Here is a 16,715-nt window from a genome sequence, read left to right as displayed (position 1 = left end):
CGTTCACCCACCCGGGGGTGAGTTGCCCGCAGGTGTCGGTGTGTCGGGATCCCGACACACCGACGGGGTGCGCAACTTCCATTGAAATTGCACCGCTGATTTCCATTGAAATTGCGGTAGGTAGACCGGGCGCGGGTGGGCAGGGACCGGCGCGCGGGTCTTCGGGGGTTGTGGATGGGGTTGGGTCGTGTGGTTCGGAGTGTGGGTGGGGTCGGGTTGTCAGGTTCGGGGTTGTGGGTGGAGCCAGATCGTCAGGTTCAGGGTTGGGTCGGTGTGTTCGGTGTGTTCGGTTGGGTTTGGGGCGGGGGTCGGTGTTTCGGCGATGTCCACCGCTAGGACCGCGGTGGCGATCTCTTCGGCGTGGTGGCGGAGCGCTTCGCGGAGCTCGCCGGTCGCTCGCCAGCGGAGGGTGATCCGGTCGGTGATGTCGAGGCCGTCCTGCTTGCGGCAGTCCTGGACGAAGCGGATCACCTCGCGTGCCAGGCCCGCCCGTGCCAGTTCCGGCGTGATCTCGGTGTCCAGCGCGATCGTGACCTCGTGCTGCGACTCGACCGTCCAGCCGGTTCGCGGCACCTCGGTGCGGAAGACGTCTTCGCCGGTCAGCGGCTCGGTCCGGCCGTCCACCTCGATCGTCGCGGTGCCGGCGCGCAGGGCGCGGGCCAGCTCGGCGGGATCGGCGGCGGTGACCGCTGCCGCCGCTTGCTGGGTGCGGTTGCCGAACCGCTTGCCCAGCGCGCGGAAGTTCGGCTTGACCGACACCTCCAGCACCTCGCCCGCCGATGCCAGCGGTTCGACGCGGCGCACGTTGAGCTCGTCGGCCAGGTCGGCGAGCAGTTCCGGCGGCAGGTCCGGGCTGACGAGCGCTCGCCCGAGCGGCTGCCGCACCTTGATCCCGCTGCTCTTCCGGGCGGCGCGACCCGCTTCCGCCAGCTGCCGCTCGATGTCCACTTCGGACAGCAGGCGTTCGTCGACCAGCCGGAGGTCGGCGCGCGGCCAGCTCGCCAGGTGCACCGAGTCCGGCGCGCCCGGGATGCCCGGGCGGACGACATCCTGCCAGATCTGCTCGGCGATGAACGGCACGAACGGCGCGAGCAGCCGGGTGAGCACGTCCAGGCAGGCGTGGAGCGTGGTCAGCGCGTTGCGGTCGCCGTCCCAGAAGCGCTGCCGCGAGCGGCGCACGTACCAGTTCGACAGGTCGTCGACGAATGCCGCCAGCGCCCGGCCGGCCGCCGCCGTGTCGTAGTCCTCCAGTCGCGCGTCCACTTCGGCGGCCAGCCGGTGGACCTGGGCCAGCACCCAGCGATCGAGCACCGGGCGCTGCTCGGGCGGATCGGCGTCGGCCGGGATCCAGTCCACCAGCGCGGCGTAGCGGCTGAAGAACGATGCGGTGTTCCAGCAGGTCAGCAGCACCTTGCGGACGATCTCGCGCAGTGCGGCGTGGCCGATCCGCCGTGCCGACCACGGCGAACCGGTGCAGAGCATGAACCACCGCAGCGCGTCCGCGCCGTGCTCCTCCATCAGCGGCAGCGGTTCCAGCACGTTGCCCAGGTGCTTGCTCATCTTGCGGCCGTCCTCGGCCATGATGTGCCCGAGGCACACGACGTTCTCGTACGCGGAGCGGTCGAACAGCAGGGTGCCGATGGCCATCAGCGTGTAGAACCAGCCGCGGGTCTGGTCGATGGCCTCGCAGATGTACTGCGCCGGGTAGCTGCGGGCCAGTTCGGCGACGCTGCCCGTGCGGTGCGGGTAGCCGAGCTGGGCGAAGGGCATCGAGCCGGAGTCGAACCAGGCGTCGATCACCTCGGGCACGCGGGCGGCGGATTTCCCGCAGGCGCAGGGGAATTCGATCTCGTCGAGGTACGGGCGGTGCGGGTCGAGCGCGGCGAGGTCCTGGCCGGTGCGCTCGCCGAGCTCGGCGCGGGAGCCGATCGGCGTGATGTGGCCGTCCGGGCAGCGCCACAGCGGCAGCGGCGTGCCCCAGTAGCGCGTCCGGGACAGCGCCCAGTCCACGTTGTTGGCCAGCCAGTCCCCGTAGCGGCCGTGCTTGACGTGCTCGGGATACCAGTTGGTGCGCTCGTTCTCGCGCTGCAGCGCGTCGCGGATCGCGGTCGTCCGGACGTACCAGGACAGCTGCGCGTAGTACATCAGCGGCGTGTGGCAGCGCCAGCAGTGCGGGTACTGGTGTTCGAAGGTGTTGTAGCGCAACAGGAGTTCGCGGTGCTGGAGGTCTTCGACCAGCACCGCGTCGGCGTCCTTGAAGAACATCCCGCCGACCAGGCCGACTTCGGCGGCGAACCGGCCGTCGGTCCCGACCGGGTTGACCACCGGCAGCCCGTGCTCCCGGCAGACCGCGAGGTCGTCGGCGCCGAACGCCGGAGCCTGGTGCACCAGCCCGGTGCCGTCCTCGGTGGAGACGTACTCGGCGAGCACCACGAAGTGCGCGTCCGGGATGTCCACCAGCTCGAACGGGCGGCGGTAGCGCACGCCCGCCAGCGCGGTGCCCGGCACGGTCGCGAGCACCTCGCCGCCGGTGCCGAGCACCGCCTCGACCAGCGGTTCGGCCACCACGAAGGTGCCCTCGACGGTGCGCACCACCTGGTAGTCCACCGCCGGGTGCACCGCGACCGCGGTGTTGGACACCAGCGTCCACGGCGTGGTCGTCCAGATCAGCAGGTCGACGCCGCGGTGCCCGGCCAGCGGCCCGTCCACCGGGAAGCGCACGAACGCCGACGGGTCGTGCGCGGGTTCGTAGCCCTGGGCGACCTCGTGATCGGACAGCGTCGTCTGGTCGCGCGGGCAGTACGGGGCCACCCGGTAGTCCTCGACGAGCAGACCGGCCTCGAAGATCCGCTTCAGCGCCCACCACACGCTGTCGACGTAGTCCGGCGACATCGTCCAGTAGGCGGTGGACAGATCGATCCAGTAGCCCATCCGCCGGGTGACCGCCTCGAACTCGCCGACGTAGCGCTGCACGGAGGCGCGGCAGCGCGCGTTGAACTCGGCGATGCCGATCCGCTCGATGTCGGGCTTGCCGCTGATGCCCAGCTCCTGCTCGACGGCCAGCTCCACGGGCAGCCCGTGGCAGTCCCAGCCGCCGCGCCGCGGCACGTGGCAGCCCTTCATCGTCTTGAACCGCGGGAAGACGTCCTTGAACACCCGCGCCTCGACGTGGTGCGCGCCGGGCTGTCCGTTGGCGGTGGGCGGGCCCTCGTAGCACACCCAGCGCGGACCGTTCGCGGTCTGCGCCAGGCTGCGTTCGAACACCTCGTCCGCGCGCCACCGCTCGATGAGCCGGCGTTCCATCGCGGGCAGGTCGATCGACGGTTCGAGCGGGCGGAACGGTGAACCGGGCTGCGCCATGCCCATATGCTCACACCGCTCGGGCGCGCCGACATCACGAGCGACCGGCTATCCACTGTGGACGATTCGGAGGAGCTGCGCGGGGTTCGCGCGCCCGCTGTACTGTTCAGTAGGCCGCAGCAGCCGATGCGGCCGGAACGGAGCAGGAGGAAGTCGGGTGAAGTCGGAACCCGCCACGGCCGAACCAGCGGGCAGCGGGCCCAACGTGGTCAAGTCCGCCGATCGTGCGCTGGTCATCCTGGAACTGCTCTCCCGGGGACGACACCGGCTCAGCGACATCGCCGAGACGCTGCGGCTCCCGCTGTCCAGCGTGCACGGCCTGCTCGGCACGCTGGTGCACCGCGGCTTCGCCGAGTTCGACCCGACCACCCGCACCTACGGGCTCGGGCTCAAGGCGTGGACGGTCGGGCAGGGCTACACCGGGCACCGCGACATCGTGGGCCTGGCGCTGCCGCTGATGGACCGGCTCGCGCAGCGGACCGGGGAGACGGTGCAGCTGTCCAGGCTGGACGGCACCGAGAACGTCTACATCGCCATCGCCGAGTCGCCCCAGCCGATGAAGCTGGTGTCGGCGGTGGGCATGCGGCTGCCCGCGCACGCGGTCGGGCTGGGCAAGGCGCTGCTGACCGGGCTCCCGCAGGACGAGCTGGCGCGCCGCTACGAGGGCGTGGAGCTGGAGAGCTTCACCGCGAACACGGTGCGCGAGCTGCCCGAACTGCTGGCCGAGGTGCAGGAGGCGCGGGCGCGCGGCTACGCGGCCGACGACGAGGAGTACATCATCGGCTGCCGCTGCGTGGCGATGCCGATCCGCGACCACTCCGGTGACGTCGTGGCGGCCCTGTCGGTCTCGGCGCCGACGCCGCGCTGCGGCCCGAACTGGACCGAGGAGACGCGGGTGCCGCTGGCCGAGGTGGTCGACGCGATCGAGCAGCAGCTGCGCCGCTGATCGCGCTCAGCCGAACTGGACGGAGCGCTTGGACAGGCCCATCCAGAAGCCGTCGACGGCCACCCGCTGCGCGGTGAGGTCGTCGGCCGCCGCGCCGAGCGTCACGAACAGCGGCGCGAAGTGCTCCGTGCGCGGGTGCGCGAGCCGCCCGGCCGGGGCCTTGTGCCGGAAGTCGAGCAGGGCGTCGACGTCGTTGGCCTCGAGCGCCTGCCGCCCCCAGTCGTCGAACTCCGAGGACCAGCTCGGCGTGCCCGGTTCGCCGAGCGCCGAGAGGTTGTGGGTGAAGAACCCGCTGCCGATGATCAGCACGCCCTCGTCGCGCAGCGGCGCCAGCGTCCGGCCCAGGTGCATCAGCCGTTCCGGCTCCAGCGTGGGCATCGAGATCTGCAGGACCGGCACGTCGGCGTCCGGGTACATCTCCACCAGCGGCACGTAGGCGCCGTGGTCGAGGCCCCGGTCCGGGAAGTCGTGCACGGGCGTGTCCGGGCCGCGGAGCAGGGCGCGCACGCGTGCGGCCAGCGCCGGTGCGCCGGGCGCGGCGTACTGGACGTCGTAGTAGCGCTCGGGGAAGCCCCAGAAGTCGTAGACCAGCGGGACGGTGCTGGTGGCGCCGATGGCCAGCGGGGCTTCCTCCCAGTGCGCCGAGATGATCAGGATCGCCTTCGGCTCCGGAAGCCGGGCCGACCAGTCGGCGAGCTGGCCCGGCCACAGCGGGTCGTCGGCCAGCGGCGGGGCGCCGTGGCTGAGGTACAGGGCAGGCATCCGGGTCATCGCGCACTCCTCGTTCGAATGTCCAGTTTCGTTTTGCGTGGCGGTGCGGGTGGCGGAACCTCAGAGGCCGCCTGGCTGCGGGATCCCGTTCTGATGTATTCCGATACACGGCGAACGGGCTGTCCTCGCCAGGCGACGTCTGAGAGCCCGCGGCGGCGCAAGTGGCGGAGGTGGGCTGTGCGCCTGCGGCGCATGCGACATCTTCCGCGGTCTGACTGCGCTGACCATCGCGCTCCTCGTTCGAATTCGAACTACCTCGACCATAGCTGGTAGTTCGAATTTGAACAAGCTAGGCTCGGGGCATGGCTGAACCGCGCTGGCTGGACGACGAGGAGATGGCGGCCTGGAACGCCTTCGTGGAGGCGAGCAACCTGGTCGCCCGCAAGGTCGAGCAGCAGCTGCGCGAGCAGGTCGGGCTGTCCCACCCGCAGTACGAGATCCTGGTCCGGTTGTCCGCCGCGCCCGGCGGCGAGCTGCGGATGACCGAGCTCGCCCAGCTGGTGGTGACCTCGAAGAGCGGCCTGACCTACCAGGTCACCCAGCTGGAGAAGGCCGGTCTGGTTCGGCGCCGCACCTGCGAGTCCGACGACCGCGGCGTCTACGCGCTGCTGACCGACGCCGGTCGGGAGAAGCTGCGCGCGGCGGCGCCCGGGCACGTCGAGGTGGTGCGCGCGAACCTGATCGACGTGCTCGACCGCGATCAGCTGCGCTCCGTGGCTGCCGGGCTCGGCGAGGTCACACGCCACCTGCGCACGTCCGGCTGAGCCGCGTCCGACCCCCGGACGGGTCTTGCTTCCGCGCGTCCGCCAGTGGAAGGTCGTAGGGCTGCTGAGCCGCGCCGGCCGCACCCGGCCTCGCCGGTGCGTCCTCGGCAGCACTTGCCGAGGCGAAGGAGTGAGATGAGGTTTCTGAGGTTGGGCCCCGCCGGGGCGGAACGACCGCACGTGGCAGACGACCAGGGCCGGCTGTTCGATCTGCACCCGATCACCACCGACATCGACGGGCGGTTCCTGGCCGCCGGTGGCATCGCGCGGGTGCGCGAGGCGCTGGCCGCCGGTGAGCTCACCGCCGTCGACGATCCCGGTGACGGCAGCGGCCTGCGGGTGGGTGCCCCGATCGCGCGGCCGATGGCCGTGCTGTGCATCGGCCAGAACTACGCCGCGCACGCCGCCGAATCCGGGTCGGCGCCGCCGGAGGTGCCGATCCTGTTCTTCAAGCACCCGAACACCGTCGTCGGGCCGCACGACGAGGTGCTGATCCCGCGCGGTGCCGAGCAGGTCGACTGGGAGGTCGAGCTCGGCGTGGTGATCGGTCGCCGGGCCCGCTACCTGGACAGCGCCGAGGCGGCGCTGGCGTGCGTCGCCGGCTACGTGGTGGCCAACGACGTCTCCGAGCGGGCCTTCCAGAAGGAGCACTCCGGCGGCCAGTGGTCGAAGGGCAAGTGCGCCGAGACGTTCAACCCGGTCGGCCCGTGGCTGGTGCCCGCCGACGAGGTCGCCGATCCGCAGGCGCTGCGGTTGCGGACCTGGGTCAACGGAGAGGTGCGGCAGGACTCCAGCACCTCGGACATGATCTTCGGCGTCGCCGAGATCGTCCGGCACCTCTCGCAGTACGTGACGCTGGAGCCGGGCGATCTGATCAACACCGGGACCCCGGAGGGCGTGGCGATGTCCGGGCGGTTCCCCTACCTGTCGCCCGGTGACGTGGTGGAGCTGGAGATCGACGGCCTGGGCAGGCAGCGCCAGCAGCTGAAAGCCTGTCTCCGAACTCGTTCTGCGTAGCGGTGCCGGTAGCGGAACCTCAGCGTCCGCCTGGCTGCGGGATCCCGTTCTGATGTATGTCCAATACACGGCGAACGGGCTGTCCTCGCCAGGCGAACGCTGAGAACCCGCGGCGGTGCAAGCTGCGAGGGTGGGCTAAACGCCTCCGGCGTTTCAAAGCAAAGAACCAGGACCAGAGACAGGCTCTGAAGTGACGAGAGCGGCGGTTCGGCACCGACCTCCGGTGCCGAACCGCCGCTGGTTCCCAGCGCCGACCCCCAGTGCGGCGCTGCAGATCACTCGTCAGCGGGCGAGCTTGCGCGCCTTGGCGAAGCGGCCGTTGGCGGGCAGCCAGCACAGCACGACGGTGAGCACGATGGCCGCCATCGCGATGCCGCTGGTCACGCGGGTCATGGCCGGCAACGCGTCGTTGACCACGGCGAGGTTCGCGAACAGCCCGAAGACTGCGGAGATCGTGTACAGGATGCGCGCGTACAGGGCGCCGTTGATGGCCAGCAGGCTCCAGAGCAGCAGCGGCAGCGAGAACACCACCACCAGGATTCCCTTGAGGGAGACCGTGGCCGTCGCGGTCGCGAGCACGGTGTCCCACATGCCGAAGTCCACGAGCGCGGTCTTGAGGTCGGTGATCTCACCGCCGGACAGCGAGGCCAGCGCCTCCATCTCCGAGTCCAGCCCCAGCGAGCTGGGGTCGGACGCGAGGATCTCGTTGAGCATCGCTTCGCCGATCGGGCCGGCGTTGGTGATGAGGTAGATCGCCCCGATCAGGGCGGAAACAGCGGACAGCACGCCGACGACGACCAGCGCCAGCAGGGTGCCGGGGCGCTTCAAGCCGACCGGGGCCGCGGTCTGGTTCGGGGTTGCGGTCTGGGGATACGTCACGACTCGGGTTCTCCTTGCCAGGGCATGAAAAAGGGGGGTGTGGTCGAGGGGATTCGCGTCACCGGCCGGGCCGGTCGGTCCGGGCGCTCGTGCGGACCGTCGAGCCGGTGGCCGGTGCGGCCACCGCGCGCCGTCGGCGGTCCTCGCCTCCAGGACGTGCAGCGCGGGCCCACGCACTGCGCGGGAAGGCGTCGTTCGACGTCGCGCCACGGGGCGGCGCGACGGTGGTGCTGCGCATGGTGCTCGCGAATCCTCTCCGGGGCAGGCGGCGGCTCACGCATCCGCGCACCTGCGTTCGTGCGAACTGCCCCGAATTCACCGGCCGGTCGCGAGCCGCACCGGGGGCGATCACCGAAGGACCACCGTTGGGGCGAGGCAGATCATTGCACCGCCGCGCACGGGGTTTCCAGCGATTCGGGAAAGAATTCCGCAGATTATTTGTTCTGGCGTGGAGATCAGTTCCGCGCACTACACTTCGGCGCAAACAGGAGACCCGAAGGAAGCATGCCGTGCCGTTAGTCGGAACCGCCAGTCTGTCCGCGAGCGACCTGCGCAGCAGATTGCTCGAATCGCCAGGTGCCCTGCTGGACACCACGATGGATCAGCTGCGCACCCTGGTGCTGGTGCGCGAGGTCGGAACCGCCCTGGCCGCAGCGCGTTCGCTGGGCCGCGAGCAGTCGAGCGTGCAGAAGCAGCTCGACACGCTCAACCGGAACTTCCAGCAACTGTGCGGTGAACCACTGGTGATCAAGCAGGGGCGCGGGAAGTCCGTCCTCTTCACCGATTCCGGAGAGGCGTTCGTGGAGATCGCGCGGAACACGCTGCGCGACTGGCTCGACGGGGTGCACGAATCGCGGCGGCTGCGCGGCGAAACGATCACTGTCGGCACAACTCGTTTCACTCTCGGTTTCCTCGCCAATGCCGGTGAGCACGTCGCCGCGGAATTCGCCGAGCGCGGTGTGGACTTGCGCGTGACGCACCTGCGAACTCGCGAATTGATCAGCGCTTTGCAGGCCAAGCAGGTGGATCTGGTCTGCGGCAGCGTGCTGGTCGGCGAGCCGGGCGATGACGTGCTGGCCGACGTGGACGTGCTGGAGTGGCGGCGCAGCGGGCTGAGCCTGGTCACGAACCTGCCGGTGGGGAAGGTGCCGAACCGGCCGATGCTGGCCAGTCAGCTGCACTCGCTGCCGCTGGTCATCCCGGCCAGCGGACTGATCTCCGGATTCCTGCGCGGCTGGTTCGGCGCCGACTACCGGGAGCGGCTCGACATCGCCGCGGAGATCGACGACGTGCGCTACGGGTTCGACCTGCTGCGCTCGGAACTGCTGCACGGCTGCATGATCGTCACGCGCGGCGTGGGCGAGGCCGCCGACGACGGCCGGCTGCCGGAGGGCCGCGGGCTGCGCACCATCGACCTGGTCAACGACGTCGGGCCGAAGATGCACGTGCTGGTGGGTGCTTTCACCCGGCGCGGGGAGCGGCAGAGCTACGGCGACGATCATCCGCTGAACCTGCTGTGGGCGGCGCTGGAGCTGGAGAACGCCAAGTGGAAGCGCGGTGAGCACCGCCCCGCGGTGGCGTCCTGATTGCGCCTTTCGGGCACAACCGAATGTGAATCTCTTTCAATTCCAGTGCGGGATGGCTAGCGTCCGGGTCGCGAAGATCGACCGGGAGGATCTGGCATGCCGCGACTTCCGCGTCCCACCGCCGCTCTCGCCGCCACGGCCGCGATCGCTTCCCTGCTGATCGCGCCGCCGGCCGCGGCTGAACCGCTCCCGGAGCCCGCTCCGGACTACTGCCGCGAGCAGTGCCACGACATCCTGCCGCCCGGCCAGAACGGCAACGCCACCTTCGCCGAACTCGTCGCGCACATGCTGCTGGGCACCCGGCCGAAGCACTCCGACGACCAGCTGGCGCGCTACGACGCGCTCGTCGACGGCTACCCGCGGCTGACGACCGGCACGATCGGCGAGTTCTTCAACGACAACTCCTTCGGCGTGCGGCCCGACGACGTGGAGCGGACCTACCGGCCGCGCGAGGACGTCACCATCGTCCGCGACAAGACCGCGGGCATCCCGCACATCTACGGGACCACGCGTTCGGGCACCACGTTCGGCGCGGGTTACGCGACGGCCGAGGACAAGCTGTTCCTGATGGACGCGCTGCGCCGGGCCGGACGCGGTTCGGTGACCCCGTTCGCCGGTGGCGCGCCGGCGAACCGCGAGCTGGAGCAGCGGTTCTTCGCCGCATCGCCCTACACCGAGCAGGAGCTGCGGCAGCAGATCGATTCAGTCGCGAGCCGCGGTGAGCGCGGCCGCCAGGCGCTGGCCGACGCGCAGTCCTACGTGGACGGCATCAACGCCTACATCGAGAAGTCGCACCGCGGCCGGTACTTCCCGGGCGAGTACGTGGCCACCGGGCACGTCGACCCGATCACCAACGCCGGCCGCATCGAACCGTTCGAGCTGACCGACCTGGCCGTGCTGGCCTCGCTGGTCGGCGCGCAGTTCGGCGGGGGCGGCGGCAACGAGGTGCAGAACGCGATCGCGCGCATGTCCTTGCACGAGCGGTTCGGCCCGGAGCGCGGCGAGGAGATCTGGGCGGCGTTCCGCGCCGAGAACGATCCAGAGGCCATCAGCACCCTCCACGACGGACAGTCCTTCCCGTACGGCGTGGCACCGGAGAACCCGGAAGGCGTCGTGCTGCCCGATCCCGGCTCGGTGATCGAGCAGCAGCTCGTGTTCGACCCGACCGGATCGGCCGCCCAGCCCGCGGAACCGGCGGTCCGCCCGGAGAGCCGCAACCCGGCGCCGACCACCGACGACCCGGTCGAGAGCCTGCGCGGGATCTTCGACGACGGCCTGTTCCCGGCGGGCATGGGCGAATCCCGCGGCATGTCCAACGCGCTCGTCGTCTCCGGCGCGCACACCGAGAGCGGCAACCCGGTGGCCGTGTTCGGGCCGCAGACCGGCTACTTCTCGCCGCAGCTGCTCACCCTCCAGGAGCTGCAGGGGCCGGGTATCTCCTCGAAGGGTGCCTCGTTCGCGGGCCTGAGCTTCTACACGCTGCTCGGCCGCGGTCAGGACTACGCCTGGAGTGCCACCACCGCGTCCCAGGACATGATCGACACCTACGCCGTGGAACTGTGCGAACCGGACGGGAGCCCGGCGACCGTGGACTCCAACGCCTACCGGTTCCGCGGCGAGTGCGTGCCGATGCAGCAGGTCGAGCGGCAGAACGCCTGGAAGCCCAACCTCGGCGACAACACGCCCGAGGGCTCCTACCGGCTGGTGTCGTTCCGGACCGGCTACGGCCCCGTGACCCACCGCGGCACCGTCGGCGGCAAGCCCGTCGCGTTCGCGCTGGCCCGGTCGACCTTCCTGCACGAGGTGGACTCGATCATCGGGTTCCAGAAGTTCAACGACCCGGGCGCGATCACCTCGGCGCAGGACTTCCAGCGCGCGGCGCACGACATCAACTTCACCTTCAACTGGTTCTACGCCGACGCCGACGACACCGCCTACTTCAACTCCGGTGCCAACGTGGTGCGCAAACCGGTGGTCGACCCGAGCATGCCGATCGCCGCCGACCCGGCCTACGAGTGGCAGGACTGGAACCCGGACGGCAACACCGCGGCGCTCGCCCCGTTCGAACAGCACCCGAACTCGGTGAACCAGGACTACTACATCAGCTGGAACAACAAGCAGGCGCCGGGAACCGCGGGCGACCGCGCGGAGAAGGGCGCGGTGCAGCGCGGCGACCTGCTCGACGCCCGGGTTCGCGAGCGGATCGAGGCGGGCGGGAAGTTCGATCGCGTGACGCTGACCCGGGCGATGGCCGAAGCGGGCGTCACCGACCTCCGCGCCGAGCGGGTGCTGCCCGACCTGCTGCGCCTCATCGACCGCGAACCCGTGACCGATCAGCGGACCGCGGTGCTGGTCAACCGGCTCCGGACCTGGCTGGCCGACGGCGGCAAGCGGGTCGAGACCGAACCGGGCAGCGAGCAGTACGAGCACGCTGCGGCGATCGAGCTGCTGGACGCGTGGTGGCCCCGGCTGGTGCGCGGCCAGTTCGAGCCCTCGCTGGGCGCTCCGGCCTACCAGGCGCTGACCGGGATGATGCAGATCAACGAATCGCCCTCGGGATGGCAGAACGGCGACCCGGACCTGCACGTCGGCCAGGGCCACCAGGGCTCGGCGTTCCAGTACGGCTGGTTCGGCCAGGTGTCCAAGGACATCCGCGCGGTGCTCGGCGAACCGGTGCCCGGCGGGTTCGGCGAACCGCTGTGCGGAGGCGGCGACGTCGCGGCGTGCCGCCAGATGCTGCTGGACACCTTGCGCCAGGCGGCGGAAACCCCGGCGGAGCAGACCTACCCGGGTGACGCGGACTGCGCGGCCGGCGACCAGTGGTGCGCCGACGCGCTGGTGCACAGCAAGATCGGCGGCATCGCCCAGGAGAAGATCAGCTGGCAGAACCGCCCGACGTACCAGCAGGTCGTGGAGTTCCCGGCCCGCCGCTGAGCGGACCAACCCTCGGTCGGTGGGAGTCGTTCCGCTGGTGATGGCCCGTGAGTGTTTCGGGGTGTCCTGGCGCCCCAAAACACTCACGGATCGTGACCAGCGGAAACGGTGTTCGGCGTGGGAACATCGCGGGAACTGCGAACGGGAGGTTGTTGTGGGCGATCTGGGTGCTGTGCTGCGGCGAATCGACGACATCCGGGGCGATCTCACCGCGCTCTACGAGGATCTGCACGCCCATCCGGAGCTGTCCTTCGCCGAGCACCGCACCGCGGCCGAGGTCGCGCGGCGCCTGGAGGTGCTGGGCCTGGAGGTCACCACCGGCGTCGGCCGAACCGGTGTCGTGGGAGTGCTCCGCAACGGCGACGGCCCGACGGTGCTGCTGCGCGCGGACTTCGACGCGCTGCCGGTGCAGGAGCAGACCGGCCTCGACTACGCCAGCACGCAGCGCGGCACCGATCCGGACGGCCACGACGTGCCGGTGATGCACGCCTGCGGTCACGACATGCACGTCACCTGCCAGCTCGGCGCGCTCGACCTGCTGGTCAGCGCCCGCGAGCAGTGGTCCGGCACGGTGGTGGCGGTGTTCCAGCCCGCGGAGGAGATCGGGGCAGGCGCGCAGGCGATGCTCGACGACGGTCTCCTGGAGCGCTTCCCGCGGCCCGACGTGTGCCTGGGCCAGCACGTCTTCCCGTTCCCGGCGGGCACCGTGGGCATGATCAGCGGCCCCAGCATGTCGGCGGCCGATGCCTTGAAGATCACCATGTTCGGCCGCGGCGCGCACGGCTCGCAGCCGGAGAACGCCATCGACCCGGTGGTGATGGCCTCGGCGACGGTGCTGCGGCTGCAGACCGTGGTGTCCCGCGAGGTCTCCGCCCGCGACACCGCCGTGGTCACCGTCGGCTCGATTCGGGCGGGCACCAAGGACAACATCATCCCGGACCAGGCCGAGCTCCGGGTCAACATCCGCTCCTTCGACGAAGCCGTCCGCGAGCGGCTGATCGCGGCCGTCGAGCGCATCGTGCGGGCCGAAGCGATCGCCTCCGGTGCCGAGCGCGAACCCGAGTTCGAGCGGCTGACGGACTTCCCGGTGCTGGTCAACGACCCGCAGGCGACCGACCGCACGACGAAGGCGCTGTGCGAGCAGCTCGGCGCGGAACGGGTTCTGGCGCTGGATCCGGTCACCGGCAGCGAGGACGTCGGCCTGTTCGGCACGGCGGCCGGAGTGCCGACCTGCTACTGGTTCTTCGGCGGAGTCGAGCGCGGCAAGTACCTGGCGGCCCGCGAAGCGGGCACGCTGAGCCGGGACGTCCCGTCCAACCACTCGCCGTTCTTCGCCCCGGTGGTCGAGCCGACCCTGACCACCGGAGTGACCGCGATGGCCACCGCAGCGCTCGCCTGGCTCGACCCGCGCTGACCTCGGTGTCGCGAGGAGTCGCAGCGTCACGGATTGCACGACGACGAGTGCGATCGAGTTTCGCCGGGCCTCCGCTCCGGGCTTCGTTCCAGGGGCCAACGACAACGGCTGTACACGGTGCAGCAAGTCCTACGGCCGCCCGAACCGGGCGGCCGTAGTCGTCGTAGATCGCCCAGCTAGTGGCATCAGCGATGTTGTTCCCCATGGCCTGTGCCGGGATCACATGCCTGTGTTGCCGTCGATGCGTTCGCGCAGGAGGTCGGCGTGGCCGTTGTGGCGGGCGTATTCGGCTATCAGGTTCAGCATGACGAAGCGCAAGGAGATCGGTTCGCCGGTAGAGCGGCGGATGCCGGTCGCTTCCGGCGAGGGCGTTGCGGCCACGATCTCGCGCGACTTCGCGCACTCCGCGCGCCAGATCTCCAGCGCTTCGGCGAAGTTCCCGCTCAGGTCTTCGAAGTCCTGGTCGGGGTCGTCGTCGGAGTAGTGGAGCAGCGGCACGTCCTGCTGCGCGAACTGGATGCGGAACCACCACCGCTCCACCGCGGCCAGGTGCCGGACGAGTCCGTGCAGCGTCAGCGCGGAGGGTTCGATCAGCCGGGCGGACAACCGGTCGGTCGGCACCCCGGCGCACTTGAGCGCCAGCGTTTCCCGGTGCCAGTCGAGGAATCCGCTCAACAGCTCGATCTCCGACCCGGTCGGGGGCGGTTCCCGCCGCGCCTCGCCCTCCGTCCACCGCTGCGACGTGCTCGGCGTGGAATCAGCCATCAGGACCTCCTCGTCCCCGGGAGCATCGCACCGAGCTCCGACGAGTTCAGGGGACCAGGGGCTGGAGGAGGGTTCGGACGAGGTCGGTCGGGGCCGGGTTCGGGGCGTCGGTGAAGTGGGTGAGGAAGGCGCTCTGGAAGCAGGCGCCGAGGAGGAGGGCCGCCGTCGCGTCCGGGTCCGCTCCCGGGTCGAGGGCTCCCGCCCGCTGTTCCGCCTTCAGGTAGGCAGCGAGGGCTTCGCGGACCGCGTTCGGGCCCATGCCCCGTTCCTGCAATGCCTTGCGGTGGGCGGTGAACAGCGTCTGCTCGGAGAAGACCGAGGCCGCCATCGGGAAGGTCTCGGTGTAGAAGTCGAGCGCCTCGGTCGCGACCTCTTCGAGGACCGCTCGCAGCTCGCCCTTGCCCGCCCGGTCGGTCAGGCCGGTGAGCAGCGCGCGCAGGTTGCCCGGCGCGCGTTCCTGGAGCACCGCGAGGAACAGGTCCGTCTTGTCGCGGAAGTGCTTGTACAGCGCGGCTTCCGAGAAACCGGACTCCTTGGCGATCTCCTTGGTGGTGGCGCGCGCCATGCCGCGCGTGCGCATCACGTGCGCGGCGGCGTCGAGCATCCGGTCCCGGGTTCCCACGGCGGCCTCCCTCGGTTGACAGGTTGGTGAGCGTTCACTGACGATAGTAGTTAGTGGGCACTCACCAACCAAGGGGTGGAACGATGCGGATCACGATCTTCGGGGCGACCGGCGGAACCGGGAAGCACCTGATCGAACAGGCCTTGTCGGCCGGGCACCAGGTGACCGCGGTGGTGCGGGATCCGGCGAAGGTCACCCGCGAGCACCCCGAGCTGGCGGTCGTCCGGGCCGACGTCATGGACCCCGCGGACATCCGGCCGCACGTCGCCGGCCGGGACGCCGTCATCTCGGCGATCGGCTCGACGAGCCTGCGGAACCCGACCGCGGTGCAGACCGACAGCACGGCCAGCATCCTCGAGGCGATGGGCGCGGCGGGCGTCCGCCGCTTCCTGGTCGTCAGCAACGGCGGCATCATCACCGATGGCGACGACGTGCTGACCCGGCGCCTGGTGAAGCCGATCATGTGGCGCTTCTTGAAGCACCCGTGGACCGACATGCAGCGCATGGAGGAGGTCGTGCGCACCAGCAGCGCGGACTGGACGATCATCCGGCCGCCGAGGCTCACCGAGGGCCCGCGCACCGGCCGCTACCGCAGCGCGGTGGAACGCGCCGTCCGCGGCGGGATGAAGATCTCCCGCGCGGACCTGGCGGACAGCATTCTCCGCAGCCTGGGCGACGATTCCTCGATCCGGCGCGCGATCGCGGTCGCCGACTGAGGGTTCACCCAGCGAGGCGCTCGGCCGGGATGCCGAGCGCGGTCAGGAAGGCCGTCGCGGCGGGAGTGCGGGTGGTGCGGCTCCAGGCCACGTACTCGATGCGGGCCGGTGCGTCGGTCACCGGGATCGTGGTCACCCCGGTGAACCTCGGCACGTAGGTGGAGGCGAGCATCGCGATGCCGAGTTGCTGCTGGACGAGCTGGACCATCAGATCCGCCGTCGGGATCTCGAACGCCACCTCGCGGTCTAGGCCCGCCGCCGCGAAGGCCTGATCGGACTGGGCCCGTCCCGCGCTGCCGGAGGGGAAGTCCACGAAGCGCTCGGCGGCGAGCCGGGTGAGGTCCACGTTCTCGCTGGCGGCCAGCGGGTGCTCGGGCGCGACCACGGCGACCAGGGGGTCCCGCGCGAACTCGAAGCTCTGGACGCCCTGCGGCCGGACGGTCGCCGGGAGGCCGAGGAGCGCCACGTCGAGGCCGCCTTCGCGGATCTGCTCGACCATGGCCTCGCTGCTGCCCACCCGCAGGCCGATCCGGACGTTCGGGTGGCGCTGGTGGAAGTCGCGGAGCACGACCGGGAGGTCGACCGCGGCGACGGTGGGGATCACGCCGATCGCCAGTCGCCCGCGCACCTCGCCGATCGCCGCGGCGACCTCGGCCGCGGCGCGCTCGGCGGCGTCCAGGCACTGGCGCGCGGCGGGCAGGAAAGCCTCGCCCGCCGGGGTCAGCCGGACCCGGCGGCTGGTGCGGTCGAAGAGCCGCGCGCCGAGCTCCCGCTCCAGCCTCGCGACCTGGTGGCTCAGCGCGGACTGCACGACCAGGCAGCGCTGCGCGGCGCGGGTGAAGCTGTTCGTCTCCGCCACGGCGACGACGTAGCGCATCTGCTGGAGTTCCACCGATCCATCTTGTACCGAGATGGATCAGATGACAAACATGTGTTGGACT

The 16,715-nt window shown here is 70.6% G+C and carries 14 protein-coding genes; 7 read left to right on the top strand and 7 right to left on the bottom strand.

Annotated features, from left to right (window positions below; translation table 11 throughout):
• Positions 1 to 219 precede the first annotated feature (219 nt).
• The gene (gene ileS, locus C4T78_RS17300) at positions 220 to 3,360 is read right to left on the bottom strand and encodes an isoleucine--tRNA ligase (RefSeq protein WP_093350011.1); all 3,141 of its coding nucleotides are present in this window, start codon (positions 3,358 to 3,360) and stop codon (positions 220 to 222) included.
• A gap of 157 nt (positions 3,361 to 3,517) precedes the next feature.
• Here ileS and C4T78_RS17295 point away from each other — a divergent pair, with 157 nt between their 5' ends.
• On the top strand, positions 3,518 to 4,306 hold the full coding sequence (locus tag C4T78_RS17295) for an IclR family transcriptional regulator (protein WP_093348813.1): 789 nt from the start codon (positions 3,518 to 3,520) through the stop codon (positions 4,304 to 4,306).
• A 6-nt stretch (positions 4,307 to 4,312) separates the two neighbouring features.
• Here C4T78_RS17295 and C4T78_RS17290 read toward each other — a convergent pair whose 3' ends face one another.
• Positions 4,313 to 5,077, bottom strand: a complete 765-nt coding sequence (locus tag C4T78_RS17290) for a dioxygenase family protein (RefSeq protein WP_177247467.1) — start codon at positions 5,075 to 5,077, stop codon at positions 4,313 to 4,315.
• Between the two features lie 302 nt (positions 5,078 to 5,379).
• On the opposite strand from C4T78_RS17290, the gene C4T78_RS17285 reads away from it, so the two are divergent.
• Positions 5,380 to 5,841 carry a MarR family winged helix-turn-helix transcriptional regulator gene (locus C4T78_RS17285; protein WP_093348811.1) on the top strand — a complete coding sequence of 154 codons (462 nt, stop codon included), beginning with the start codon at positions 5,380 to 5,382 and terminating at the stop codon, positions 5,839 to 5,841.
• Between the two features lie 135 nt (positions 5,842 to 5,976).
• A complete protein-coding gene (locus C4T78_RS17280; RefSeq protein WP_093348808.1) occupies positions 5,977 to 6,858 on the top strand; it encodes a fumarylacetoacetate hydrolase family protein in 882 nt (293 codons plus the stop codon).
• Positions 6,859 to 7,140: 282 nt separating this feature from the next.
• Here the strand turns inward: C4T78_RS17280 and C4T78_RS17275 are convergent, their stop codons facing one another.
• Together C4T78_RS17275 and C4T78_RS36060 are read right to left on the bottom strand one after the other, a co-directional pair.
• Entirely contained in the window at positions 7,141 to 7,737 is a 597-nt protein-coding gene (locus C4T78_RS17275) for a hypothetical protein (RefSeq protein WP_093348806.1), read from the bottom strand.
• Between the two features lie 58 nt (positions 7,738 to 7,795).
• A complete protein-coding gene (locus C4T78_RS36060) occupies positions 7,796 to 7,975 on the bottom strand; it encodes a hypothetical protein (RefSeq protein ID WP_143185755.1) in 180 nt (59 codons plus the stop codon).
• A 271-nt stretch (positions 7,976 to 8,246) separates the two neighbouring features.
• Between C4T78_RS36060 and C4T78_RS17270 the strand changes: the two genes are divergently transcribed.
• The 3 genes from C4T78_RS17270 to C4T78_RS17260 all read left to right on the top strand — a co-directional run bounded on the left by C4T78_RS17270 (position 8,247) and on the right by C4T78_RS17260 (position 13,671).
• Positions 8,247 to 9,323, top strand: coding sequence for a LysR family transcriptional regulator (locus tag C4T78_RS17270; RefSeq protein ID WP_235863205.1), 1,077 nt, complete (start codon positions 8,247 to 8,249; stop codon positions 9,321 to 9,323).
• Positions 9,324 to 9,419: 96 nt separating this feature from the next.
• Positions 9,420 to 12,257 carry a penicillin acylase family protein gene (locus C4T78_RS17265; protein WP_093348803.1) on the top strand — a complete coding sequence of 946 codons (2,838 nt, stop codon included), beginning with the start codon at positions 9,420 to 9,422 and terminating at the stop codon, positions 12,255 to 12,257.
• Between the two features lie 154 nt (positions 12,258 to 12,411).
• Complete coding sequence (locus tag C4T78_RS17260) at positions 12,412 to 13,671, top strand: amidohydrolase (RefSeq protein ID WP_235863203.1); 1,260 nt, start codon at positions 12,412 to 12,414, stop codon at positions 13,669 to 13,671.
• A 219-nt stretch (positions 13,672 to 13,890) separates the two neighbouring features.
• On the opposite strand, the gene C4T78_RS17255 is transcribed toward C4T78_RS17260, so the two are convergent.
• Both C4T78_RS17255 and C4T78_RS17250 read right to left on the bottom strand, forming a co-directional pair.
• The gene (locus C4T78_RS17255) at positions 13,891 to 14,436 is read right to left on the bottom strand and encodes a DinB family protein (RefSeq protein WP_093348801.1); all 546 of its coding nucleotides are present in this window, start codon (positions 14,434 to 14,436) and stop codon (positions 13,891 to 13,893) included.
• A gap of 46 nt (positions 14,437 to 14,482) precedes the next feature.
• Entirely contained in the window at positions 14,483 to 15,058 is a 576-nt protein-coding gene (locus tag C4T78_RS17250; RefSeq protein ID WP_093348798.1) for a TetR/AcrR family transcriptional regulator, read from the bottom strand.
• 83 nt (positions 15,059 to 15,141) lie between these two features.
• On the opposite strand from C4T78_RS17250, the gene C4T78_RS17245 reads away from it, so the two are divergent.
• Positions 15,142 to 15,774 (top strand): NAD(P)-dependent oxidoreductase, encoded by a 633-nt coding sequence (locus C4T78_RS17245; protein WP_093348795.1) that lies wholly within the window; start codon positions 15,142 to 15,144, stop codon positions 15,772 to 15,774.
• A gap of 4 nt (positions 15,775 to 15,778) precedes the next feature.
• On the opposite strand, the gene C4T78_RS17240 is transcribed toward C4T78_RS17245, so the two are convergent.
• Complete coding sequence (locus C4T78_RS17240) at positions 15,779 to 16,666, bottom strand: LysR family transcriptional regulator (RefSeq protein ID WP_093348792.1); 888 nt, start codon at positions 16,664 to 16,666, stop codon at positions 15,779 to 15,781.
• Between the last annotated feature and the right edge of the window lie 49 nt (positions 16,667 to 16,715).

It is taken from the genome of Saccharopolyspora kobensis (assembly GCF_900108315.1).
Classification (GTDB): Bacteria; Actinomycetota; Actinomycetes; order Mycobacteriales; family Pseudonocardiaceae; genus Saccharopolyspora; species Saccharopolyspora kobensis.
The sequence above is the reverse complement of the archived record's forward strand: the minus strand, read 5'-3'. Positions and strand labels throughout refer to the sequence as shown.